At 64.9% G+C, this 21,019-nt stretch carries 20 protein-coding genes; 10 read left to right on the top strand and 10 right to left on the bottom strand.

Going from position 1 to position 21,019, the window contains the following annotated elements; all coding sequences use genetic code 11:
• Positions 1 to 124: 124 nt before the first annotated feature.
• Positions 125 to 286: a YqaE/Pmp3 family membrane protein gene (locus tag AB433_RS19785; RefSeq protein ID WP_260181888.1), complete on the top strand. Its 162-nt coding sequence runs from the start codon at positions 125 to 127 to the stop codon at positions 284 to 286.
• A gap of 84 nt (positions 287 to 370) precedes the next feature.
• Here AB433_RS19785 and yihA read toward each other — a convergent pair whose 3' ends face one another.
• The 5 genes from yihA to rpmH all read right to left on the bottom strand — a co-directional run bounded on the left by yihA (position 371) and on the right by rpmH (position 3,793).
• Positions 371 to 1,033, bottom strand: a complete 663-nt coding sequence (gene yihA / locus AB433_RS01705) for a ribosome biogenesis GTP-binding protein YihA/YsxC (RefSeq protein ID WP_082134743.1) — start codon at positions 1,031 to 1,033, stop codon at positions 371 to 373.
• Entirely contained in the window at positions 1,030 to 2,844 is a 1,815-nt protein-coding gene (gene yidC, locus AB433_RS01710) for a membrane protein insertase YidC (protein WP_281177788.1), read from the bottom strand. The genes yihA and yidC overlap by 4 nt, the downstream gene beginning before the upstream one ends.
• A 44-nt stretch (positions 2,845 to 2,888) precedes the next feature.
• On the bottom strand, positions 2,889 to 3,098 hold the full coding sequence (gene yidD, locus AB433_RS01715) for a membrane protein insertion efficiency factor YidD (protein ID WP_047819673.1): 210 nt from the start codon (positions 3,096 to 3,098) through the stop codon (positions 2,889 to 2,891).
• Entirely contained in the window at positions 3,095 to 3,481 is a 387-nt protein-coding gene (gene rnpA, locus AB433_RS01720) for a ribonuclease P protein component (protein ID WP_047823057.1), read from the bottom strand. Before rnpA ends, yidD begins: the two co-directional genes overlap by 4 nt.
• A 177-nt stretch (positions 3,482 to 3,658) precedes the next feature.
• Positions 3,659 to 3,793 (bottom strand): 50S ribosomal protein L34, encoded by a 135-nt coding sequence (rpmH, locus tag AB433_RS19790; RefSeq protein ID WP_082134744.1) that lies wholly within the window; start codon positions 3,791 to 3,793, stop codon positions 3,659 to 3,661.
• Between the two features lie 174 nt (positions 3,794 to 3,967).
• On the opposite strand from rpmH, the gene AB433_RS01730 reads away from it, so the two are divergent.
• Positions 3,968 to 5,476 (top strand): YifB family Mg chelatase-like AAA ATPase, encoded by a 1,509-nt coding sequence (locus tag AB433_RS01730; protein WP_047819675.1) that lies wholly within the window; start codon positions 3,968 to 3,970, stop codon positions 5,474 to 5,476.
• 30 nt (positions 5,477 to 5,506) lie between these two features.
• Here the strand turns inward: AB433_RS01730 and AB433_RS01735 are convergent, their stop codons facing one another.
• Positions 5,507 to 7,009 carry an HWE histidine kinase domain-containing protein gene (locus AB433_RS01735; protein ID WP_169749290.1) on the bottom strand — a complete coding sequence of 501 codons (1,503 nt, stop codon included), beginning with the start codon at positions 7,007 to 7,009 and terminating at the stop codon, positions 5,507 to 5,509.
• A gap of 102 nt (positions 7,010 to 7,111) precedes the next feature.
• Here AB433_RS01735 and AB433_RS01740 point away from each other — a divergent pair, with 102 nt between their 5' ends.
• The 5 genes from AB433_RS01740 (at position 7,112) to AB433_RS01760 (ending at position 12,107) form a co-directional block, all read left to right on the top strand.
• Entirely contained in the window at positions 7,112 to 7,801 is a 690-nt protein-coding gene (locus AB433_RS01740; protein WP_047819677.1) for a hypothetical protein, read from the top strand.
• A 63-nt stretch (positions 7,802 to 7,864) separates the two neighbouring features.
• Positions 7,865 to 8,848: an SPFH domain-containing protein gene (locus AB433_RS01745; protein WP_047819678.1), complete on the top strand. Its 984-nt coding sequence runs from the start codon at positions 7,865 to 7,867 to the stop codon at positions 8,846 to 8,848.
• A gap of 6 nt (positions 8,849 to 8,854) precedes the next feature.
• Complete coding sequence (locus tag AB433_RS01750; RefSeq protein WP_047819679.1) at positions 8,855 to 9,343, top strand: NfeD family protein; 489 nt, start codon at positions 8,855 to 8,857, stop codon at positions 9,341 to 9,343.
• Between the two features lie 10 nt (positions 9,344 to 9,353).
• On the top strand, positions 9,354 to 9,776 hold the full coding sequence (gene msrB, locus AB433_RS01755) for a peptide-methionine (R)-S-oxide reductase MsrB (RefSeq protein WP_047819680.1): 423 nt from the start codon (positions 9,354 to 9,356) through the stop codon (positions 9,774 to 9,776).
• A gap of 174 nt (positions 9,777 to 9,950) precedes the next feature.
• The gene (locus tag AB433_RS01760; RefSeq protein ID WP_245626554.1) at positions 9,951 to 12,107 is read left to right on the top strand and encodes a transglycosylase domain-containing protein; all 2,157 of its coding nucleotides are present in this window, start codon (positions 9,951 to 9,953) and stop codon (positions 12,105 to 12,107) included.
• A 76-nt stretch (positions 12,108 to 12,183) separates the two neighbouring features.
• Here the strand turns inward: AB433_RS01760 and AB433_RS01765 are convergent, their stop codons facing one another.
• From AB433_RS01765 to hflK, 3 genes are all read right to left on the bottom strand, one after another.
• Positions 12,184 to 13,719 (bottom strand): Do family serine endopeptidase, encoded by a 1,536-nt coding sequence (locus tag AB433_RS01765; RefSeq protein ID WP_179944950.1) that lies wholly within the window; start codon positions 13,717 to 13,719, stop codon positions 12,184 to 12,186.
• 138 nt (positions 13,720 to 13,857) lie between these two features.
• Positions 13,858 to 14,706, bottom strand: coding sequence for a protease modulator HflC (gene hflC, locus AB433_RS01770; protein WP_047819681.1), 849 nt, complete (start codon positions 14,704 to 14,706; stop codon positions 13,858 to 13,860).
• On the bottom strand, positions 14,706 to 15,809 hold the full coding sequence (gene hflK / locus AB433_RS01775) for a protease modulator HflK (RefSeq protein WP_047819682.1): 1,104 nt from the start codon (positions 15,807 to 15,809) through the stop codon (positions 14,706 to 14,708). The genes hflC and hflK overlap by 1 nt, the downstream gene beginning before the upstream one ends.
• 381 nt (positions 15,810 to 16,190) lie before the next feature.
• Here hflK and AB433_RS01780 point away from each other — a divergent pair, with 381 nt between their 5' ends.
• The 3 genes from AB433_RS01780 to hemH are packed head-to-tail and all read left to right on the top strand — an operon-like array spanning position 16,191 to position 20,433.
• Complete coding sequence (locus AB433_RS01780) at positions 16,191 to 16,994, top strand: Mrp/NBP35 family ATP-binding protein (protein WP_245626709.1); 804 nt, start codon at positions 16,191 to 16,193, stop codon at positions 16,992 to 16,994.
• Entirely contained in the window at positions 16,991 to 19,390 is a 2,400-nt protein-coding gene (locus AB433_RS01785) for a molybdopterin cofactor-binding domain-containing protein (protein WP_082134747.1), read from the top strand. Before AB433_RS01780 ends, AB433_RS01785 begins: the two co-directional genes overlap by 4 nt.
• A 14-nt stretch (positions 19,391 to 19,404) precedes the next feature.
• Positions 19,405 to 20,433, top strand: a complete 1,029-nt coding sequence (gene hemH / locus AB433_RS01790; RefSeq protein WP_245626710.1) for a ferrochelatase — start codon at positions 19,405 to 19,407, stop codon at positions 20,431 to 20,433.
• 99 nt (positions 20,434 to 20,532) lie between these two features.
• On the opposite strand, the gene AB433_RS19795 is transcribed toward hemH, so the two are convergent.
• A complete protein-coding gene (locus AB433_RS19795) occupies positions 20,533 to 20,928 on the bottom strand; it encodes a putative quinol monooxygenase (RefSeq protein WP_218916909.1) in 396 nt (131 codons plus the stop codon).
• Positions 20,929 to 21,019 lie beyond the last annotated feature (91 nt).

The following is a 21,019-nucleotide window of genomic DNA, read 5'->3' on the forward strand; positions in this document are numbered from 1 at the left end:
GGAGAGTGAGGGCCATTTGCCTGAAGTCGGATCCCTTACTTGCACACACATCAAAGGGTCGTCTGGCTTGGCTCCACGGAACGAGTCCGATGCTGCCGGATTGTCACTGAAAGGAGATAAGCCGATGATGGCCCTGATTACACTGATCGCTACAATCTTGCTGCCGCCGCTTGGCGTCGCTCTCAAGCATGGATTGGGCAAGACGTTCCTGATCAATCTTATCCTGACGATCATCCTGTTTGTGCCAGGTCTGATCCACGGCATTTACGTCAATTACCTGCGCTGAGGGACTGCTCCAAAAGATCCCTGGGGTTTCGTACGCTGAAGGCGGGTAGAGGGGCATGCCACTTCGTCAATGGCAACAGTTAGCTCACCCGCCCTCGGCGCTCTGCAAGACAAACCCGCGCAGTTCCTCGATCCCCATGCCCTTATCGCTGCTCGTCACCGCGATTTCGGGAAAGGCGCTGGCGTGCTTGCGGGCCACGGCCTCGGTCATGGCGATGGTCTTGGCCAGCTCGCTCGCCTTGATCTTGTCGGCCTTGGTCAGGACCAGCCGGTACGACACGCCCGCGGTATCGAGCATTTCCATGATCTCTGAATCCACCGGCTTCGGCCCATGCCGCGCATCGATCAGCAGCAGGCAGCGTTTCAGCACCACCCGCCCGCGCAGATAGTCGTTCACGAGATAGCGCCATTTCTTCACCACCGCGGGCGGGGCCTTGGCAAAACCGTATCCGGGCATGTCGACCAGCCGGAACTGGACCGGATCGCCCACGTCGAAGTAGTTCAGTTCCTGCGTCCGCCCCGGCGTGACCGAGGTGCGCGCAATCGCCTTGCGCCCCGTCAAGGCATTGAGCAGCGACGACTTGCCGACGTTCGACCGGCCCGCAAAGGCGATCTCCGGCACCGTCGGTTCTGGCAGGAACTCCAGCTTCGGCGCGGAAAGGACAAAGTTCACCGGGCCGGAGAACAGCTTGCGCGCGCGTTCCTCGAACAGAGCCTTTCCGGGGTCTTCGGGAAGGGTCTCGCTCAACCCTTGGCTCCCGATTTGCCCTTCTTGGCCTCGTTCTCGGCCGCAAGGTCGGCTTTGAGCTTCGCCTTGGTCTCTTCCATCGCCTGCGCCTTCAACTGCGGGTGCCGCGAATAGAGCAGCTGTTGCTGGCCGATGGTCAGGAGGTTCGAGGTGATCCAGTAGATCAGCAGACCCGCCGCGAAGGGTGCCATGATGAACATCATGAACCACGGCATCAGCATGAAGATCTGCTGCTGCGCCGGGTCCATCTGGGCCGGGTTCAGCTTGAACTGCAACCACATCGTTACACCCAGCAACAGGGCAAGGATGCCGATGGCAAGGAACCCCGGCGGGTTGAAGTCGAGCAGGCCGAACAGGTTGAGGAAATGCAGCGGATCGGGCGCGGACAAGTCCCTGATCCACAGCGCGAAGGGCTGATGTCGCATTTCGATGGCCAGCATCAGCACCTTGTACAAGGCGAAGAATACGGGGATCTGCAGGAACATCGGCAGACAGCCCGCCAGCGGGTTCACCTTTTCTTCGCGGTACAGCTCCATCATCTTCTTCTGAAGCTGCTGCTTGTCGTCTTTGTACCGTTCCTGCAGCGCCTTCATCTTGGGCTGCACCGCCTTCATCTGCGCCATCGACGCGAACTGGCGCTGGGCGATGGGGAACATCAGACCACGGACGATGACGGTCAGCAGGATGATCGCGACGCCGAAGTTGCCGACCAGATCGAACAGTTGCAGCAGCAGCCAGAAGATCGGTTTTTCGAACCAGCGGAACCAGCCCCAGTCGATCGACAGTCCGAAGTTGGTGATGCCCGTCTCTTCGTACATGTCGAGGACGCGGCTTTCCTTGGCCCCGGCGAACAACTGCGTCGTGCGCGAAACCTGCTTGCCCGCAGGCACGCTGACCGCGTCGTAGATCACGTCGGCGCGATAGGTGTTGTCGCCGAGCGAACGAAAATCGCTGCTCGTCGTCGCGCCCTTTTGCGGGACCAGCGCCGAGAGCCAATAGATGTCGGTAAAACCGATCCAGTCGGCCTTGCCCGCGCCGCTGACGATGCGCTTTTCTGCGAGGTCGTCATAGTCGTTGCCGAATTCCACCGACCCGTCGAACGCGCCGATCGGGCCGGAATGCACGGTCCAGGTGTCGACGCTGGCGGTGTTGCTGGTGCGGTTAATCAAGCCGAAGGGGCGGACCGAAACGTCGGTGTCGCCGGTGTTCGCCACGGTCTGGGTGGCGGTGATCATGTAATATTCGTCGATCTCGAAGCGGATGCGGAAGGTCAGCCCTTCGCCGTTGTTCCAGCTCAGCGTTACAGGGCTATCGGGCGAGAGCGGGCCGCCCTCGGTCTGCCAAACGGTGTCGGGCGTGGGCAGCTTTACGTTGTCACCGACAAATCCGAACTGCGCGAACTGCTGCGCGGGGGTGCCTTGCGGGCTGTAGAGGCGAACGGGGCCCGAATCTTTCTCAACCGTCTGGCGGTGGGTTTTCAGCGTGATATCATCGATCCGCGCGCCGACCGGGTTGATCGAGCCGAGCACTTCGGGCGAATCGATCCGCACGCGATCCTTGCTGCCCAGCGACTGGTCGAGATCGGCCTGTTCCAGCGCGATCTGGTCCGGATCAGTCAGGCCGCCTTCGCGGGTATGCTTCACCTTGGCAGGATCATCCGCGCCGGGCGCTTCGTTATCGGCAGTCTCTTTCGCTTCCTGCACAACCGGGTCCGGCTGCGGATAGAAGTAGTTGAGCCCCAGTTCCCAGCCGAGCATGAGCACTGCTATCAGCACCACGGCCACGATCATGTTGCGCTGGTTGTTTTCCACCTTCGATCCCGGAAATTACGTCAGACTATTCGCGAAATGGTGCGTTACGGCACCGGGTCATGCCCGTGCCCACCCCACGGGTGGCAGCGCAATAGCCGCTTGGTCGCCAGCCAGCCACCCTTAATCGCGCCGTATTTTTTCAGCGCGTCAATCGCGTATTGCGAGCACGACGGGCTGAAACGGCATGACGGCGGCAGGATCGCTGACGGGCCGATCTGCCACAGGCGGGCAATGGCGATAAGCAGCCACTTCATTTGCGGGTGCTCTTGCCGCGTGGGCGGCGGGCACGGGGCGGATCGCCCTTGCCTTCGTGGGCGCGGGTCAGCGCGGTGCGCAACTCCTCACCCAGCTTGGTGAAATCGCGCTCTATCCCGCCGTCGCGGCCGATCAGGACGTGGTCGTGTCCGGCCAATCCGTGTTCGGGCAGGTTGGCCCAGAGCAATTCGCGAAAGCGCCGCTTCATCCGGTTGCGCACCACCGCGTTGCCGATCCGCTTGGTAACGGTGATGCCATAGCGCATAGCGTCATCGTCCAAGCCATTGGGACGGGCCAGCAGGACGAAACCGGGTCTCGCCACCCTCAGGCCCTTGTTGGCGGCAAGAAAGTCCGACCGCTTGCGAAGTACGCTAGGTTTCATGGTTCGATAGATAAGGCGTTGCGGGCGCAACGGGAATGGCCCGAAACAATTCGGGCTGCCCATCGGGCAGCCCGCAAGGCCGAACGGCCGGCGCGCCATATCGGCGCGGAGAGCCTGGCAACGCATTGCGTTGCGCCGGCGCCTGAGGTGGTCGGACGCAGTCCGACCCCAACAGAATCAGGCGCTAAGCTTCTTGCGACCGCGGGCGCGGCGGGCGCGCAGCACGTTCCGGCCACCGGGGGTGGCGGTGCGGGCGCGGAAACCGTGGCGACGCTTGCGCACGAGGTTGCTCGGCTGAAAAGTGCGCTTCATGGCGAATTCCTTAAAAACATAACGAAAAAGGGCCGCCAATCGAGGGCGACCGCCGTGTTGGGCGTGCCGTTACTGATCGCGGGGCTGTGAGTCAAGCGGGCAAGGCCCTCGACAGCGGCTTATCGCCTGCGCCATGACGGGGGTGCAGCAAGAATTCGGGGTCGTATCAAGAACATGGTCGCACTGGTCCGCACCGTGGCCTATCTGGGGCTGGAGGCGCGCAGCGTGGAAGTTCAGTGCCAGCTCGCGCCGGGCCTTCCCGCCTTCAACATCGTCGGCCTGCCCGACAAGGCCGTTGGCGAGAGCCGCGAACGCGTGCGCGCCGCGCTGGCCGCGATGGGACTGGCCCTGCCGCCCAAGCGAATCACGATCAACCTGTCGCCCGCCGACTTGCCGAAGGAAGGTTCGCACTACGACCTGCCGGTGGCGCTGTCCTTGCTGGCCGCGATGGGCGCGACCGACGCCGAGCAGCTGGCCGATCATGTCGTGGTGGGCGAACTGGCGCTGGACGGGCGAATCGTCGCGACGCCGGGGGTGTTGCTGGCCGCGATGCACGCCGCCGCCGATGACAAGCGCCTGATCTGCCCCGCCGCGCAAGGGCCGGAAGCTGCGTGGGCGGAGGGAGAGGCGGTGATCGCCGCGCCGGACCTCATCAGCTTGCTGAACCACCTGAAAGGCACGCAGCAATTGCCCGCACCGGGGGCGGGTGCGGTGCAAGAGGCAAAGCACGGCAACGATCTGCGGCAGGTGAAAGGGCAGGAGACTGCCAAGCGTGCCTTGGAGATCGCAGCCGCAGGCGGGCACAACCTTCTGATGATCGGGCCGCCGGGGGCGGGCAAGTCGTTGCTCGCATCCTGCCTGCCGGGCATCCTGCCGCCGCTGACGAGTGCAGAGGCGCTGGAGACCAGCATGGTGCAATCGGTTGCCGGTTTGCTGGAGGACGGGCGGATCAGCCGCACGCGCCCGTTCCGCAATCCGCATCATTCGGCTTCGATGGCGGCGCTGACGGGCGGCGGGCTGAAGGTGAAGCCGGGCGAGGTCAGCCTCGCGCATCTGGGCGTGCTGTTTCTAGACGAATTGCCGGAGTTTCAGCGCGCAGTGCTCGATTCGCTGCGCCAGCCGCTGGAAACACGCGAGGTGAGCGTGGCGCGGGCGAATGCCCACGTGACTTTTCCGGCGAACGTCCAACTGGTCGCGGCGATGAACCCGTGCCGTTGCGGCCATCTTGGCGATCCGGCGCTGGCCTGTTCGCGTGCGCCGAAATGCGCTGCCGATTACCAGAGCCGCGTATCGGGGCCGCTGCTGGATCGCATCGATCTGCATGTCGAGGTCGATCCTGTTTCGGCGCGCGACCTGGCCCTGCCGCCGCCCATCGAGGGCAGCGCCGAAGTCGCCGCGCGGGTGGCGCAGGCGCGGGCGGTGCAGACGACGCGGCTCAACGGCACGAATGCGCGGACCAATGCCGATCTCGATGGCGACCTGCTCGACGCTCATGCCCAACCCGATGAGGACGGGCGCAAGCTGTTGATGCAGGCGGCGGATGCGATGCGGTTGTCGGCGCGAGGCTATGTGCGGATTTTGCGCGTGGCGCGCACGATCGCGGATCTCGCCGGGGCACGCGATATCGGGCGGATTCACATTGCCGAGGCGCTCAGCTATCGCCGCCAGCCCCCACGGGCCTAGCGGTCACAACAGCCCCTGCGGTCCTAGCGGTCAGCTGCCGATCTGCGCCATCGGCGCGGCGATCAACGCGGTGAATCCGTGTGCACCGTATGTCAGCTCAGTCTCGCCATCGGGTGCAAGGCCGCGCTGAATCAGGCGGGTGCCTAGGCCCAGCCTTTCCGGCTCGCTTGCCGCCGGGCCGCCGGTTTCGCGCCAGTCGATCAGCAACCACTCGCCATCCTCGCGCGCTTCCATCCGCGCATCCAGCGTTACCAGACCGCCGGGCACCGACAGCCCGCCGTACTTTATCGCATTGGTGGCCAGTTCGTGCAGCAGCATCGACAGCACCAGCACCGCGCGGGAGTTGATTTCGGCATCGACCCCGCTGCGCTTCACGCGTTGCTCTATCGAAAGGCCGGCGACGACACCGTCGGCTACCGCGCTGAACGCTGCGGTCGCCGATGTGCGGGCAAGCAGAATGTCATGGGCCTTCGCCAGCGCGGAGATGCGCCGGTTGAATTCCTGCATCACATCGTCATCGGCAATGCCGCGCAGGGTGTGACCGGCAATCGCCTGAACCAGCGCCATCGTATTTTTCAGCCGGTGCGAGATTTCTTCGTTCACTGCGCGCTGGTCGGTGATGTCGGACACGACGCCGGTGACCCCGGTGCGCTGCCCGTTATCGTCCAGCAGCGACTGCGCGCGAAGATCGATCCAGCGATCCGCGCCGTCGTTGCCGCGCCTGATTCGGAATTGGCCCTGCCCGAAATTGGAAACCCCAGAGATCAGCGTATCGATCGCATCGATGCCCTGGACCTGGGCGTTCAGATCAGCAATTGTGATCTGCGGACGGGGTTCGATGCCGTGGATGCGGCAGAATTCGCGGGTTACCGTCATCACGCCGCTTGCGAAATCGACTTCGAAAGCGCCGATCTCCCCTGCCTCGGTAGCCAGTTGCAAACGCTCTGCCGCGCGGCGCAGGACATCCGCTTCTTGCCGTTCGGCCAGCAGGGCCGTCTCCTTCTCACGCAGCGCCTTGCGTAATTCCATTTGCGCGATGACTTGCCCGGCAAGAGCAGTCAGAGCGCGCTGTTCGTCCGGGGTCAGGCCGTTCGGCCTTGGCGCCACGTCGATCACGCAGAGCATGCCGATGGCCACGCCGCCCGGGGTAACCAACGGTGCGCCGGCATAGAAGCGGATTTCCGGATCGTCCGTCACCAGCGAATTGTCGCATGTGCGCGGATCGAGCGTCAGGTCGGGAATGATCAGCAGGTCTCGGCTCGCCAGCCCGTGGCGGCAGACGGATTGTTCGATCGGCGTCTGGCAAGCTTCGAACCCGATGCGGGCCTTGAACCATTGGCGATCGCCCTCGACCAGGCTGACCAGTGCGACGGGGGTGTCGCAGGCGTTTTTGGCCAGAAACGCAATGTCTTCGAACCCGCGTTCGGCTTCGGTATCGAGAATTTCATAGTCGGCGAGCGCGCGAATACGGCGATCTATTACCGCAGCTGCGTCAATCGCGTCGTTTTGAATGTCCCGGGTTCCGTAAGCCATAATCGCCATTTCGATAGCGCAGTTCCATCATTTCGCAAATAACACTGGTGTCAGTAGTGGGAGAGTTTGACCCGGCACGCGCCGCAGGGCAGAAAGCGCCGGATGATCAATTCTTTACCGTTTTTGCACGTTGCAATCGCAGCATTAATTGCGCTGAGCGGATCTGGCAACAGCGCCGCGAATCACCCTGTTCTGACCGCTACGGACCGCGCCGACGTGCGGTGTTCGGCGGCCTTTGCCATTGTTGCCGGACAGCAGCAGCGCGGCGAAGGCACGACCTGGCCCGCGCTGGGTTGGCGCGGGCGGGAATTCATGGTGCGCACCGGCGCGCGGCTGATCGACGCGGGTTGGACCGAGCCGCAAGTCTCGGCCGCAATGACCGAAGCGGCGGGCGGATTGCAGCAAGAGGCCATCGCGTCCGGCGATGCGGACCGCAAACTGGCGCAAGTCATGCGGCCCTGCCTGTCGCTGCTCGATACCGCCGTTCCGCCGCTGCAAAAGCCGAACCTGCCGCAGTGCGCGGCGATCCTGCGCGCGTCTTATGAAGAGGTTCACGCGGCAGAGGGCCTGTCGGCGCGGGCCAAGGACCTGCTGACGCTGGCCACCGTGCTGGAGGCGCGAACACGGCGCGAGGCGACCGAGCAGGGCCGCACACAGGCGGAGGCCGATGCCGTGCTTGCGGCAGAGGCGACGACGGTAGCCAAGGTCGCGGCTCTGCCGGGCGGGATGCAGCGGTACGACATCGCGACATGCTTCGATCTGGCCAAGCCGGAGGAAAAGACGCATTATTGATCCGTGATGCGCCGGATCGCGCGTTGGTTTGGATTGGGGTTGGGGTAATCTAGGGGGAATGTAATGGGTCCGTTTCTGATCGGCCTGCTGATACTGCTGGTCGTTTTCCTGTTCAGCAGCGTGCGTGTCGTGCGGCAGGGCTATGTCTACACGATCGAACGGATGGGCCGCTTTACCAAGCCCGCCAATCCGGGGCTGCACATCATCGTGCCGCTGATCGACCGGGTGGGTCACAAAATCAACATGATGGAACAACTGCTCGACATTCCGGGGCAAGAGATAATCACCAAGGACAACGCGATGGTCGGTGTCGATGCCGTCGTGTTCTTTCAGGTGCTGGACGCGGGCAAGGCGGCCTATGAGGTATCCGGCCTGCGCGGTGCGATTCAGGCGCTGACCACCACGAACCTGCGCACGGTCATGGGGTCGATGGACCTCGACGAAACACTGTCCAAGCGCGACGACATCAACGCGCGGCTTTTGTCGGTGGTCGATCACGCGACTTCGCCGTGGGGCGTAAAGGTCACGCGGGTCGAGATCATGGACATCCGCCCGCCGCGCGACATTTCGGACGCGATGGCCCGCCAGATGAAGGCGGAACGCCTGAAGCGTGCCCAGATCCTTGAGGCCGAGGGCGACCGCTCTGCCGCGATCCTGCGGGCCGAGGGCGAGAAGCAGAGCCGCATTCTCGACGCAGAAGGCCGCAAGGAATCCGCCTTTCGCGATGCCGAAGCGCGCGAGCGCGAGGCACAGGCAGAGGCCGAGGCGACCCGTGTCGTATCCGAGGCGATTGCGTCGTCGGGCACTCAGGCGCTGAACTACTTTGTCGCGCAGAAATACGTCTCTGCGGTGGAGGGTTTTGCCACCTCGCCCAACGCCAAGACGATCCTGTTCCCGGTAGAGGCAACGCAGCTGATCGGATCGCTCGGCGGCATCGGCGAACTGGTGCGCGATGCGGTGACGCCGCCTGCCGGTGCGGCACAGCCGGGCGATGCCGGAACCCCGGCCACGCGTCGGCCCAGCGTGCCGCGCACGTTCGGCGAGTAACGCGCGATGGACTGGTTCGGCGGCATCGACGACACCTGGCTCTGGCTGATCCTTGGGGTCGTGCTGGCCACGGCGGAGATGCTGATCCCCGGATACTTCCTGATCTGGATGGCCGGGGCCGCGTTCCTGACCGGGCTGATCACCGCACTGGCGCCGATGCCGGTGCCCTTCCAGCTGCTGACCTTCATCGTCTTTTCCGCCTTCTCGGTCTTCGCCGCGCGGCGATGGTTCGATTATGCAGGCACCGAGACCACCGATCCGATGATGAACGATCGCGGCGCGCGCCTGATCGGCAGCGGTTGCATCGTGACTCAGGCGCTGGACGGTGGCGAGGGCCGGGTGCGGCTGGGCGATAGCGAGTGGCTGGCGCGCGGAGCCGATGCGGCGGTCGGCACACGGCTGACAGTGACCGGGCATGACGGGACGGTGCTGCTTGTCGCGCCGGTGGAGGATGGCCATATTGCGGGCGAACCCAAGGCATTGACGCAAGATTGAGAATACGACCATGGCCGACGACAAGACGCTGACCGACGCCGAGTGGCGCGAACGGTTGAGCCCCGAACAGTACCACGTGCTGCGCGAGGCCGGGACCGAGCGCGCCTTCACCGGCAAGTATGACAAGCACTACGACGCGGGCGAGTACTATTGCGCCGGATGCGGAGCGAAACTGTTCGCCAGCGATGCCAAGTACAACAGCGGCTGCGGTTGGCCCGCCTTTACCAAGCCCGCAGAGGGCGAGGCGGTGACCGAGCATCGCGATACGTCGTTCGGCATGGTCCGCACCGAAGTCGTCTGCTCGAACTGCGACGGGCATCTGGGGCATGTCTTCCCCGACGGTCCGCCCGATGCCGGGGGAATGCGATATTGCATCAACAGCGCCAGCCTGAGTTTCGAGCCGGACGATACGTCTGGGGACGACGCGGATTGATCGCGCCCTTGGCACTTCGTTCAGCCGAGGTTACGGCGGGCGTTGCCACCTTTTGGCCACAGTGTAACAACCCTGCCGAATCCGGCCGGGCTCTTTTGACAGGCGGCGATGGCCCAGAAGAATAGGCGGCAACAAGGCCGGCGCAGCAGGCAGCCCGAGACGACCGGATCATTCATGGGCCGGTGGGTAAAGCGGATCGTGCTGACCGGCGTTTTCGTCGGGCTGCTGGCGATCGGCGCTCTGTTCTTTGCGGTCTGGACGACGCAGAACTCGCTGCCGTCGTACTCTGCGCTGAAGGCCAGCGAACATGGCCAGACCATCGTCGTCCACGCCGCCGACGGGCGTGAGATCGTGTCGATCGGGCCAAGCTATGGCCGCTGGCTGACTTACGACCAGATCCCCGAATCGATGCGCAACGCGATGATCGCGGTGGAGGATCGGCGGTTCTACGACCACTATGGCGTGGACCCCATCGGCATCGCGCGTTCGGTAAAGGTGCGCATCGACACCGGTGCGTTTCGGCAGGGCGGATCGACGATTACACAGCAGCTGGCGCGCAATATCTTCCTGTCGAGCAACAAGACGTTCGACCGCAAGGCGCGCGAGGCGATCCTGGCGCTGGCGCTGGAGCGCAAGTTCACCAAGCAGCAGATCCTGGAGCTCTATCTCAACAAGGTCTACTTCGGCGGCGGCGCATACGGCATCGATTCCGCCAGCCGCCTGTTCTTCAGCCATCCCGCCACCGAGCTGAGCGTGGGCGAGGCGGCGATCATTGCAGGTCTGGTCAAGGCCCCGTCGCGTTACTCGCCGACCGCCGATGCAGAGGCCGCGGTCAGCCGCGCCAGTACCGTTCTGGCGCTGATGCAGCAGCAGGGCTTTATCTCTCCGGGTGAGGCGGCGGACGTCGATCTCGATACTATCGAGCTGAAACCGGAATACGGCCAGAACTCGGTGCGGTACTTCACCGACTGGGTTCTGCCGCAGCTGGATTTCATCCTGCCCGAAACGTTCGAGCCGATAGAGGTCTGGACCACGCTGGACGTCGGGATGCAGCGCGCCGCGACGGCGGCAATTCAGGCGAACGCACCGAAGGGTGCGCAGGGCGCGCTGGTCAGCATGGACCGGGATGGTGCGATCCTGGCGATGGTCGGCGGCACCGACTATGTGAAGAGCAATTACAACCGCGCCACCGATGCGCTGCGCCAGCCGGGTTCGGCGTGGAAGCTGTTCGTTTACCTCGCCGCGCTGGAGGCCGGATTCACGCCCGACACCACGGTCGAGGACAAGCCAGTCACTATCGACGGATGGAGCCCCCGCAACTCCGGCGGCAACTACGCGGGCGAGATCGACGTGCGGGCGGCCTTTGCCTATTCGAAGAACACGGTTGCGGCGCAACTGGGTGATGAAGTCGGCTTCGGCACCGTCGCCAGCATGGCGCAGCGGTTCGGCATTACTTCGCCGATTTCGACCTATCCCTCGATGGTGCTGGGCGCATCGGAAGTGCGCGTGATCGACCTGACCCGCGCCTTTGCGGCGGTGGCGGCGAAGGGCAATTCGGTTGAGCCATACGCGATCACGCGCGTCACCACGGCCAGCGGCGAACTGCTGTACGAACGGCGCGCAAGCCGCGAGCAATTGCTGGTCGCGCCCTATGTCGCGGCGCAGATGACCGACCTTTTGCAGACGGCGGTCGCCACCGGCACCGGGCGCGCGGCGCAGATCGGACGGCCCGTTGCGGGCAAGACCGGGACGACCAGTTCGAACAAGGACGGCTGGTTTCTTGGATTTTCCAGCGGGATCACCACTGGCGTATGGATGGGCCGTGACGATGCGAAGCGGGTACCCGGCCTGCAAGGCGGCACCGCGCCCGCGCGCGCCTTTGCCGATTACATGAAATTCGCCGTCGCCAAGCGCCCCGTCGAGGAATTCGAGACCGAGGCGAAGTTGCCTGCATGGCAGCTGGAACCCGATGACGAGGCCTGGTTCGGATCGCCGGGCGACTATTACTTCGTCGACGAAAACGGCAACCGCATCGAACCCTATGGCGGCGGTCCCGACGGCGAATACATGGCCCCGCCTGACGACGGCTGGCGCCCCGGCGATCCGCCGCGCAGCGGTGCCGGCGATGGCTATGGCCCGGATGGGACCGTGCCCGCGGCTCCCCCGGCGGTCGATGAGGATTTCCTTGACCGTGCGACCGGGCGCGAGGATTCGCAGCAGCCCCAACGGCGGCAACAGCAGAGCGCGAACGATGCGGTTCAGCCAAACCGGCAGACCGGGCCGAGCGGGATGCGGATCGTGGAAATGCCCAAGGCGAATTCGGGCCAGTAGCCCGCATCCGACCAAACAAAAGGGCCGCCCCGGAAGCCCCGGCGCGGCCCTTTCCGTTTCCGGCGGTGCGCCGCGATCAGCGCATGCGCAGCGGCACGTAGATCGCGGGCTGGCCCCGGCGCTGTACGCGCAGCAGCACGGCTTCGCGCTTGTCGTTCTTGGCGCTGCGCACGATACCTTCCAGTTCCGAGACCGAGCCGACTTCCTGATAGTTCGCGGTCAGCACGATATCACCGCGGCGCAGGCCCTTGCCGGCGGCGTCGCTGCTGTTGTCGACGGCCGCGATGACCAGCCCTTTGGTATCCTCCGAAACGCCCAGCTGGCGCGCGATCTGCGCGGTCAGCGGCGTAACCGACAGGCCCAGAGTTTCGGCAATGAACGACTGGTCGCCATCGGTGCGCGGGTTGGCATAGCCGTCCTCGCCATTGTCGTCCGGGTTGGCGAAGTTCTGTTGCAGCTCGTCCTCGCTGGGCCGGGTGTCGACCGTGGCGGTGATCGTCATGCGCTTACCTTCGCGCATGATCTCTACCGGGATGCGGGTGCCGGGCTTCGTATTGGCGACGATGTAGGACAGCGTCTGTTCCGGCGTGACGTCCTTGCCCGCGACCTTGGTCACCACGTCGCCCGCGCGCAGCCCGGCCTTGGCTGCGGCGCCGCCGGGAACGACCGACTGGATGAATTCGCCACGGTTGTGCGGAATGCCCAGCGATGCGGCGAGGTCTTCGCTGACCGGCTGGATCTGAATGCCGAGGTATCCGCGCTCGATAGCTTCGCCCGCAATCAGCTTGCGCACGATCGGTTCGGCAGTTTCGGCGGGGATGGCGAAACCGATGCCCACGCTGCCCCCGGTGGGCGAGAAGATGGCGTTGTTGATGCCGATGACGTTGCCGCCCATATCGAACATCGGCCCGCCGGAATTGCCCCGGTTGATCGCGGCATCGGTCTGCAGATAACGGTCATAGGCACCGCCGCCGCCGGTGGCGCGATAGACGGCGGAGATGATCCCGCTCGTCACCGTCCCGCCAAGGCCGAAGGGGTTGCCGATGGCGATGATCCAGTCGCCCACGCGCGCCTGACGCGAATCGCCGAAGTTCACGAAGGGGAAGGGCTTGTCGCGCTTGATCTTCAGCACGGCGAGGTCGGACTGCGCATCGGTGCCGACCAGTTCGGCATCGTATTCGGTGCCGTCGGTGGTGGTGACGGTGATCGCCTCGATCGTGCCGTTGCGGCCCTGCGTGGCGACGACGTGGTTGTTGGTCACGACATAGCCGTCGGAGCTCATGATAAAGCCCGAACCGAGCGACTGCGCCTCACGCGTGGTCGGCTGGCCGCCGGGACCGCTGAACAGCCCTTCGAACGGGGTGCCCGCGAACGGGTTCTGCCCGCCGCCCTGCACCTGCACGCGCTGCCGGGTAGAGATGTTGACGACCGCCGGCTGAAGCTGTTCGGTCAGGTCGGCGAAACTTGCCGGCGCGCCGCTGCGCGGGACGACGCGGGCCATCGTCGCATCGTCGTTCTGCGCAACTTGGGCCCCGGCGGGAAATCCGGTGGCAAGGGAAACCGCCGCTCCGCCAAGAAGCAGGGCGGTGGTGAGCGTGTAGGCATAGCGCACGTCGTGAATTCCTCTTCGTATCAAGTCTGTCCTGCCGCCGTGCTTGTTCGCGCAGGTCGCGGGCGCGGCGGCGATATCAGTCCCTTTGCCTATTCCAGACCCCCGGTCCTTAACGCCGATTGAATGGCACCCTTGCGATCAGCGGCCGGTGCCGCGGAACTGGCGCAGGTACTCGTTATCGGGCGACAGGACGATTGAGCTGTTATCGCTGTCGTTAGAGAACACCGTGTCATAGCTCTGCATCGCGCGGTAGAAATCGTAGAAGTTCGGGTCCTTGTTGAATGCCGCGGCATACGTCTGCGCGGCCTCAGCCTCTGCCTCTGCGCGGATGATCTGTGCCGCCTTGGACCCTTGCGCGCGGATCGTGTCCGATTCCTGCTTACGTGCGGTTTCCATCCGGGTGTACGCGGTTTCCAGCGGACGTCCGGCGGGAAGATCGGCCCGTTTGATCCGCACGTCGATCACCTGAACCCCGTATTCGCGGGCTTCCTTGTCGAGACCTTCCTTGATTTCATTCATCGCTGCGCCGCGTTCGGCGGTCAGCAGGGCCTGAAAGCTGCGGGTACCGAGCCGCTGGCGCAGAACCGAGTTCAGGATGGGGCGCAGCTGCTCCTCGACCCGGGCGGTTGAACCGGCGGTCTGGACCAGCCTTGTCGGGTCGATGACGCGGTAGCGGGCATAGGCGTCAACTTCCAGGCGGCGCTGGTCGCGGCTGAGCACTTCCTGCCGCTGCATGTCGACGGCAAGGATCTGACGCGAAACGAAGACGACCCGGTCGATCAGAGGCACGCGGTACCAGACGCCTGCGCCGGTATTGCCGTAATCGAGGTCGGGTCGGAATTTGTTGACCACGTCGATCGGTTTACCGTTGCGCACGATCACCGCCTGCTTGGTTTCAGGCGTCACGAAGATGGAGGACAGCACCGCGACGATCGCTATGGCCAGTCCGATGACGACGCCCTTATGGTTTTGCCAGATGCTTTCCATCACTCGCTCTCCTCACGGTTCGAGTTCGAGGATGCCCTGCGGTTGACCTCGGGCAGGGGCAGGTAGGGCACGACGCCGTCGGCTTCGATTATCGTCTTGTCGGTCTTGGACAGCACGCGTTCCATCGTTTCGTAATACATGCGGCGCTTGGTCACCTCAGGGGCAAGGCGATACTCGGCATAGACTTTATCGAATGCCTCTGCCTCGCCCTCGGCGCGTGCGGTTACCTGTTCGGCCCATGCGCGTGCGCGGTTGATGTCGGATTGCGCGTCCTGCTGCGCGGCGAGGACTTCGCGGAAGGCGTTGACCACGGCTTCGGGCGGGTCGGCCTTCTTGATCTCGACACCCTGCACGGCAATTCCCGCGCCATACGCATCGAGCAGCGCCTGCATCCGGGTGCGCACGCTCTGTTCCACTTGCGCACGGCCCGAGCCGGATAGCGCATCGTCCAGGGTCACTTCGGCGATTGAGGCACGCATCGCCGCCTCTGCCACTTCCTTAACGGCATTGTCAGGATCGCCGATCTGGAAGGTGTAGAGTTTCAGATCCTTGATGTTCCAGCGCACGATATAAGACAGGTCGACCAGATTCTGATCGCCGGTCAGCATCAGCTTCTCGGCCTCGCCTTCGGGAATTGTGTCGGTGCGGATAGAGGTAACGTCCTCGATCTCCACGCTCTGAATCGGCCAAGGCAAGGAAAACTTCAGGCCGGATGTCATCGTGCGGCTGTATTGACCGGCGGTCGTGACGATGCCTTCCTCCTTGGGGCCGATCTGGTGGACCGAGCTGATCAGGAACCACCCCGCGATGACGCCGATGGCGATCAGCGGTGCCCAGCTCTTGCCGCCTGGGGCCTGCGGCATGCGCGGGAAATTGCCGCCGCCGCCACCGCCGCCGCGCCGGGCCTGCCGGTGCTTGAACAAGTCCTCGATATTGGCGGCGCGGCGCGGTCCATCCTCGCCGTCGCCGGGCAGCCAGGGGTTGCGCGGCTTGTTGCCGCCTTCCGCGCTGGGCGTCTCTTCTGGAGCCGGGTCATCGCCCTCGCCACCTTCGTTACCGCCGCGCGGGCCGGGGTTAGAGCCCCAGGGACTCTTGCCGGCCATTGCCAAAATGCTGTCCTTCCAGGACCCACCCGTGTGTTTCATGACACTCCTTATAAGTATCGTGCCGCGCAAAAACAGGGGTTCCGGCATTGGAATTTCGCCGCAATGGTGAGAAGAGGCGCCGCAGACCCCACTGTCACAGCCGATACGCGAGTTTTCCTGCCCATGACTTCCCCCGCCAGACCAGACGAAACCGCCGTTCGACAGGCGCTTGCCAAGGCGGTGGGCGATCGGCTGGCCAGCATGCGGCTGGGCGCGGAATCGCTGACCGTGGTGCTGGAAGTGGGCGGGCTGGACACGTTGGGGCGTGACAAGCTGGAGATCGCGGTGCGCGGCGCGCTGCACGGATTGGGCGACCTGCCCCCGCTGCGCATCGCCCAGATGGCGGAGCGGGGCGAGACGGTTGCGCCCAAGAAGCCGCGCATCATCGCAGTCGGATCGGGCAAGGGCGGGGTCGGCAAGTCGACCGTGTCCGCCAATATTGCCGTGGCGCTGGCCCGCATGGGCGTAAAGGTCGGGCTGGTCGATGCCGACATCTACGGTCCCTCACAACCGCGCCTTATGGCAAGCGAGGGCGAACGTCCGACCGCCAAGGACAAGACGCTGAACCCCGTGCCCACGCGCTATGGCGTGCCGATGCTGTCGATGGGGCACCTGGCAGAGCCGGGGCAGGCGATCGCGTGGCGCGGGCCGATGGCGGGCAATGCGCTGGCGCAGCTGATCGAAGCGGATTGGGGCGATGTGGACACGCTGGTCGTCGACCTGCCGCCCGGCACCGGCGACGTGCAGTTGACGATGATCCAGCGGTTCAAGCCTGCGGGTGCGGTGATCGTCTCCACGCCGCAGGATCTGGCCCTGATGGATGCGACCCGCGCTATCGGCCTGTTCGACAAGGCGGGCGTGCCGGTGATCGGCATGGTGGAGAACATGGCGGGCTATGCCTGTCCGCATTGCGGCGAAGTCAGCGATCCCTTCGGACAGGGTGGGGCGGAAGCGGCGGCGAAGACGATGGGCTACGATTTTCTCGGTCGCATTCCGCTGACGCTGAATATCCGTGCCGCCAGCGATGCGGGACAGCCGCCCGCCGCCGGGGATGACGACGCAGGCGCGCCCTTTGTGGCCATCGCGGGCAAGGTGGCGGACTGGCTCAAGGCCAATGCTGATGCGGAGCCGGTGACCGCATGAAGCTGTCGCGCCGCAAGCTGCTGGTCGGCGCCGCGGCGGGCGGCGGACTGATCGCGGCCTATGCGCTGTTGCCGCGCGACTATCCGGTGCCCTTGCCTGCGGGAGAGGGGGAGAACGCCTTCAACGCGTGGATCAAGATCGCGCGCACCGGCGTCGTCACCGTTGCCGTGCCGCAGCTGGAAATGGGCCAGGGCGCAACCACGATCATCCCGCGCATCGCGGCAGAGGAACTGGGCGCGGACTGGCGGCAGGTTGCGGTCGAACCGGCAGCAATCAGCCCGGCCTATGCCGATCCGGTGCTGGCCGCACACTGGGCAGGCCTGCGTGGAACCTGGTTGCCGTCGTTCGCCGACGATCCCGACGATTTCCTTGCCAAGAACTTCGCCAGCCAGACCCGGCTGATGGCAACCGCTGCGGGCACCGGCATCGCCGCCTATGAAATGGCGATCCGCGAGGCTGCTGCAGGCGTGCGCGCGGTACTTGCCATGGCGGCGGCGGAACGCTGGGGCGTCGCGTTCGAGGAGTGCGAGGCGCAGGCGGGTTTTATCGTCCACGGCGAAAAGGAACTGCGCTTCGGCGAACTGGCGGACGATGCCGCGCTGCTCAGCCCGCCCAGCCCCGCCGTGCTGCGTCCCGATCCACCATCGGACAACATGCCCGACCTGGTCGACGGAGCAGCCGTATACCCCCGGCTTGACGGGCCGTCGAAAGTCGATGGGTCTTTCCGGTTCGCCGGCGATATCCGGCTGCCCGAAATGGTCCACGCCGCCATCGCTCACGGCCCGCTGGCCAGTGCGACGCTTTCGGGCTTCAACGAAACGGCTGCGCGCACTGTCACCGGCTATATCGCCCGCGTCGAAGGCAAAGGCTGGCTCGCTGCCATCGGGTCAAGCCGCTGGGCCGCCGAAAAGGCGCTGGAGCGGATGAAGCCGCAGTTCAAGGCGGGGCGCGAACTGCCCGACAGCGCGGCGATCATGGCTGCGCTCGATAATGCACTGGAAAACGGCGAGCCCGAAGTCCTCAGCGAAGTGGGGCAAAGCGACGTCGCGCTCGAAGGGCTGGGCGTCTATGAGGCGCGCTACACGATGGCCCCCGCGCTGCACGGGACGATCGAGACGACCAGCGCGACCGCGCGGTTCACCGACGGGCGACTGGAGCTGTGGATGGCGGCGCAGGCCCCCGAACAGGCGCGCGAGGAAGCGGCGGCGGCTGTTGGCCTGACGCCGGACAAGGTGGTGCTTTACCCGGTCGGCGCGGGCGGCAGTTTCGACGCGCGGCTCGACCATCGCATCGCCCGCGAAGTGGCGGCCATTACCAAGGCCATCAAGCGCCCGGTGCAGCTCAGCTATTCGCGGCGGCAGGAACACCTGACCGCCCTGCCGCGCCCGCCGATGGTCGCCAAGGTCCGCGGCATCATCGGCCCCAACGGCACGATCCACGCGTGGCACGCCCGCACCGCCGCGCAGGCCGGAGCACGCGAGATGTTCGCCCGCCTGTTCGACGGCCAGACGCCGGAGGAGGCGCATGATGCCGCCGCCGGACTGATCGACCCCGCCAATCTGTCGGGCATGGCCCCGCCCTATGCGATCCCGAACCTGAAGATCGAGAGCGTATCGGCAGAGACAAACCTTCCGGCAGGCCGGATGCGCGGCAATGCCGAGGCGCGGGCCTGCTTCGTGACCGAAAGTTTCCTCGACGAGATGGCGCGGCAGGCGGGCGAGGAACCGCTGGGCTGGCGCATAGCTATGCTGGGCAACAATCCACGCCTGTTCGAATGCCTGCAAGGCGTGGCACAGCTGGGCGAATGGGACGGCGGCAGCGATGGCAGCGCGCAAGGGCTAGCTTGCTGGCAGATGCCCGACCCGGCGGGACAGGAAGGCGGAGGCGGCACTATTGCGGTGATCGTCCGGGCGCGTCCGGGCGAGAACGGGGTCGACGTGTCCAGCATTTCCGCATGGTGCGATATCGGGCGGATCGTGCATTATGACATCGCAGCCCAGCAGATAGAGGGCGGGCTGATCTTCGGCCTGAACGCCGCGCTGGGCCTTGGCGTCACTTATGATAGCGGCATGCCGCGCGAACGGACTTTGGCGGATTTGCGCCTCAACCCGCTGGGCCGCACGCCGGAGATCAGCGTGGGTTTTGCGCAAAGCGATGCGCCGCCGTTCGATCCGGGCGAACTGGGCATGGTCGCGGTGGCCCCGGCGCTGTGCAATGCACTGCGATCCGCCACCGGCAACCGGTTCCGCGACCTGCCGATACCGGTCGGGCAGGTCACCTTGGCCCCTGCGCCCGTTGCCGAAACACCCGCGACGCCGACAGATGGCGAAAGCGAAGCGGCGGTGCCCGAACCCGAGCCCTCGGTCCTGCCCGATGGCAGCGTGGCCGAGGATTAAGCCCGATGAGTGAGATGACGTCCCAAGCAATGCCCCGACCCGCCGATCACCCCGATGCGCCAACCGGAAAGGTCGCGGTGCTGCTGGTCAATCTCGGCACGCCCGATGCGCCGGAGAAGGGCGCGGTGAAGCGCTATCTGCGCGAGTTCCTGTCGGACCGCCGCGTGGTCGAAATTCCGCCGCTGGTGTGGCAGCCGATCCTGCGCGGGATCATCCTGAACACCCGCCCGAAGAAAAGCGCGCATGCCTATGCCCAGGTCTGGGGGCAGGACGGTTCTCCGCTGGCGGCGATAACCGCGCGGCAGGCGAAGGCGTTGCAGGCGCGGATGGGCGCTGGCGTCACCGTCGATTGGGCGATGCGCTATGGCAATCCCTCTATCGCGAGCAAGGTCGCGGCGCTGAAAGAGGCGGGGCACGATCGCATCCTGTTCGCGCCGCTCTATCCGCAATATTCGGGCGCGACGACGGCGACGGCGGTCGATGCGCTGGGCGCGGCGCTGGCCGAAATGCGCTGGCAGCCCGCGATCCGCACCCTGCCGCCATACCACGATGCACCCGCCTATATCGCGGCGCTGAAGGCGGACCTTTCGCGCCAGATTTCGGCCCTGCCGCAAGTGCCGGAGGTGCTGCTGCTCAGCTTTCATGGGATGCCCGAACGCACGCTGCATCTGGGTGATCCCTATCACTGCCACTGCCGCAAGACCGCGCGTCTGCTGGCCGAGGCGCTGGCGGCGGACTTTCCGCAGATGCGCGTGGACACCACGTTCCAGTCCCGCTTCGGCAAAGCCAAGTGGCTGGAGCCCGCGACCGACACGACCATCGAGGCGGAGGCGAAAGCGGGGGTCAGGAGCATGGCCGTCGCGATGCCGGGCTTCTCTGCCGATTGTCTTGAAACGCTGGAAGAAATCGCCCTGCAAGGCCGCGACACGTTCCTCGCGGCGGGCGGCGAAAGCTATGCGGCGCTGACCTGCCTTAACGATACCGAAGCAGGGATGGACATGCTGGAAGCGCTGGTGCGGCGGGAACTGGCGGGTTGGGTTTGACGGTTGCTATTGGCGCATTGCCTCGCAGGCTCATATGTCCGGGATTAGGGTGGGAAGCGGACAGTCTGGTTTGCGATCAAGCCAGCGCAGAACCAGCCGTCATTTGGGCAGACCAACTCCTCCCAATGGCGCGGTTTCTGCTATTCGCTCCAGTCCGGCAATCAGTGGCCTCCCTCTGCCAATTGCATCTTGTACAGATGGTAGGGACAAGGAGGCTTTGTGAGCTTCAGCGTCAGTCCAGACTTCGGTGATCCATAGGGCATTGGGATCTTCCGGCGCGACCGCTACGATGTAGGAAAGATTGCCTGGCATATCGCGCAAACCCGTTAGCAGAATCGCAGCAAGGGCATCGCGCTGTCCCTCTACCGCTGTCATCTTGCCGATTAATCCATACATCAGAACGCCTTCCGTTGTTCGCCCCAGGTTCCGCGGCACACAAGCTGTGCAGGAAGCTCCCACCACCGCGGCGATAAAGCTGCGCTTTGAAAATTCCATACAACATGAGCTAGACAAAGGCGCAATGCATGAACAGCCCACGTCGCTTAATGGCTAAAAGATTTGCCAAGCAGAACGTCCGCAATGGGGT

The organism is Croceicoccus naphthovorans, from assembly GCF_001028705.1.
GTDB lineage: Bacteria > Pseudomonadota > Alphaproteobacteria > Sphingomonadales > Sphingomonadaceae > Croceicoccus > Croceicoccus naphthovorans.

Coding starts and splice junctions, on each gene's coding strand:
- AB433_RS01750 (WP_047819679.1), top strand. CDS start 8,855: ATGGACTGGTTCGGCGGCATCGACGACACCTGGCTCTGGCTGATCCTT.
- msrB (WP_047819680.1), top strand. CDS start 9,354: ATGGCCGACGACAAGACGCTGACCGACGCCGAGTGGCGCGAACGGTTG.
- AB433_RS19795 (WP_218916909.1), bottom strand. CDS start 20,928: ATGGAATTTTCAAAGCGCAGCTTTATCGCCGCGGTGGTGGGAGCTTCC.
- AB433_RS01745 (WP_047819678.1), top strand. CDS start 7,865: ATGGGTCCGTTTCTGATCGGCCTGCTGATACTGCTGGTCGTTTTCCTG.
- AB433_RS01735 (WP_169749290.1), bottom strand. CDS start 7,009: ATGGCTTACGGAACCCGGGACATTCAAAACGACGCGATTGACGCAGCT.
- AB433_RS01740 (WP_047819677.1), top strand. CDS start 7,112: ATGATCAATTCTTTACCGTTTTTGCACGTTGCAATCGCAGCATTAATT.
- AB433_RS01785 (WP_082134747.1), top strand. CDS start 16,991: ATGAAGCTGTCGCGCCGCAAGCTGCTGGTCGGCGCCGCGGCGGGCGGC.
- hflC (WP_047819681.1), bottom strand. CDS start 14,706: ATGGAAAGCATCTGGCAAAACCATAAGGGCGTCGTCATCGGACTGGCC.
- AB433_RS01780 (WP_245626709.1), top strand. CDS start 16,191: ATGGCGGAGCGGGGCGAGACGGTTGCGCCCAAGAAGCCGCGCATCATC.
- rpmH (WP_082134744.1), bottom strand. CDS start 3,793: ATGAAGCGCACTTTTCAGCCGAGCAACCTCGTGCGCAAGCGTCGCCAC.
- hflK (WP_047819682.1), bottom strand. CDS start 15,809: ATGGCCGGCAAGAGTCCCTGGGGCTCTAACCCCGGCCCGCGCGGCGGT.
- yidD (WP_047819673.1), bottom strand. CDS start 3,098: ATGAAGTGGCTGCTTATCGCCATTGCCCGCCTGTGGCAGATCGGCCCG.
- AB433_RS01730 (WP_047819675.1), top strand. CDS start 3,968: ATGGTCGCACTGGTCCGCACCGTGGCCTATCTGGGGCTGGAGGCGCGC.
- rnpA (WP_047823057.1), bottom strand. CDS start 3,481: ATGAAACCTAGCGTACTTCGCAAGCGGTCGGACTTTCTTGCCGCCAAC.
- AB433_RS01760 (WP_245626554.1), top strand. CDS start 9,951: ATGGGCCGGTGGGTAAAGCGGATCGTGCTGACCGGCGTTTTCGTCGGG.
- hemH (WP_245626710.1), top strand. CDS start 19,405: ATGACGTCCCAAGCAATGCCCCGACCCGCCGATCACCCCGATGCGCCA.
- AB433_RS19785 (WP_260181888.1), top strand. CDS start 125: ATGATGGCCCTGATTACACTGATCGCTACAATCTTGCTGCCGCCGCTT.